The sequence below is a fragment of the Protofrankia sp. CiP1_Cm_nod4 genome (assembly GCF_982290645.1).
Genome location: NZ_CEVIVC010000043.1, coordinates 35,843 through 37,763 on the forward strand (window position 1 = coordinate 35,843; position 1,921 = coordinate 37,763).

At 69.7% G+C, this 1,921-nt stretch carries 1 protein-coding gene; it reads right to left on the bottom strand.

Annotated features, from left to right (window positions below):
* Positions 1-1,187, bottom strand: a 1,187-nt coding sequence (locus AC5LSR_RS10755; protein WP_493468403.1) for a hypothetical protein, incomplete at its 3' end; no start/stop codon positions are given.
* Positions 1,188-1,921: the final 734 nt, after the last annotated feature.

A 1,921-nucleotide genomic window follows, 5' to 3' on the forward strand; every position in this document is an offset into this window, starting at 1 on the left:
GCTGTCGTCGCTGTACTCGCGCCCTTCCCGGCCTGGGGCCCCTCCTGCGCCCTGAACTGTTCTTCGTCCTGGAACTGGCTGAGCACCTCTTTGGCCGCCTCCACGTAGGCGTTCTTCGTGACCTCGTCCAGGGCCGCGCTCACCTCCCCGTAGGCGGCAAGCGTGCGGGTGCCGTGGATATCCTGATCACGCAGCCAGGACGCCACCTTCCCGAACACATTCGGCTGGTAGGTGGGGGCCAACACGTCGTTGAGATTCTGGAAGATGCGCCCCATGCCGTTGACGTCGGCGTGCACCACACCGACCCAGCTCGTCTCCCCAGCACGCCCGGCACCGTCTCGGCCGGGCTGAGCGCTCAGCGGGCCGGAACGGGCGTTCGTGCGCTCCGTCGCATCCCGTCCGCCGGCTCGTCGCTTCTGTTCCGCGTTCGCGACCGGGACGCCCGCGAGCGCGGCCTCCAGCTTGGTCAGATCCGGGTACAGCAGCTCGGTCGGATCCGGGTACAGGCGTTCGCTGTCTGTCTCCCCGATGCCTCCGTCCCGAAGCACCTGAAGCATCCGGGTGCGGGCTGGCTTCGCGTAGGTGCGCTTGACCCGGGAGGCCAGCGACAGCTCCTGTTCCCGCGCGTCGTGCCGTGCCTCTTCCGCGGGTTTCTCGGATGTCTCAGAGTCGTGTCCCCTCGCCGGGGGCAGAGGCACGGTGGCTGGTAACCCGCTGTAACGGCAGATCGCGGCGAACGGTATCTGCGGGAAGCGCGTCGCGACCGCGGGCCGGGTCGCCGTGTAGCCACCGAGGGCCGCGTGGACGCGGCGCAGCAGCTCCTGCTGTTTCGCATCGTCGTCGAGGTCACCGCGGCTGACGGAGACGAACGCCCCGTCGACGGCCAGGCCGGGCGCTCGCAGTGCCGCCCGCAGGGTCACCTCGGTGATCAGCCCGCGGGCGGTGTGCTCGCTCGCGTCGTCGTCGGCCTCGGTCACCAGCAGGACGACCTTGCCGGACGCCGCCATCACCTCGAGAATCGGCTCCGCCGTCGTCGAGACCGCCTGCTTCTCCGCCTGGCCGATCGTCTCGATCGCTTTTTTCGCCCAGCGTCTGATCATTGTTGTCAGTTCGGACGCGCCGATGTTCTCGCGTTGCTTGTTCGTGCCAAAGATGAACGGCTGGTTCCCGGACGTCTCGATCAGCACAAGGTGCACCTGCGTTCCCCGTTCGTTCGACCCCACCTGTTCCGCACCGCTGGGGACCGGGCGCATGCCACCGTGGCGTCGCTGCCCGGTCCCCAGCGGTGCGGAGCAGGCGAATGTATCGGCTGCGTGACGGTTCCTCGCCACCGGGCCGCCCCTGGCCACCCCGGTAGGCGGCCAGCCGGTTCCGTCAGCGAGATATCCGTCCCCACACATGTGCCTGACGGACGACGGGTGAAGGACGACAGACGACCCTGGTCCTGTGCCGACCTTCCGGCGGTATGGAGGCGGGCCGGCACGGGGGAGAAGGCTACGCAGGGGAGGGGCCGGCGCAGGAGAAGGGCCGGCGCAGGAGAAGGGCCGGCAGGGTAAGGAGAACAGCGCGAGGAGGCCACGCGGGCCGGCACATGACTGGCGGGGCCGCGGCACCCGGCTCCGTGCCGCCCGCCGGCCGTGACCGGCAGGCGGCTTACAGGGGCGACAGGCGCCGGCTCCCGGCGGCGTCCGCTGTCCGCGGGGGCCTTTCCGGCCGGACGCGTAGGTGGTTCCGGTCGCTGGCGCGACGGTTTCTACCTACGGCTTCCCCGTCCGTAGGTAGAAACCGTTGTCCTGGTGGCGGTTTCCACCTACAGGTCAAGGCGGGTTGTAGGGGAGCGGCAGGAGCGTGGGGCAGTGGGCTTCTGGATTGTGTGAGGCGGCCGGCTCATGGGGCGGTGGGGGATCGTGAAGGCCGGATC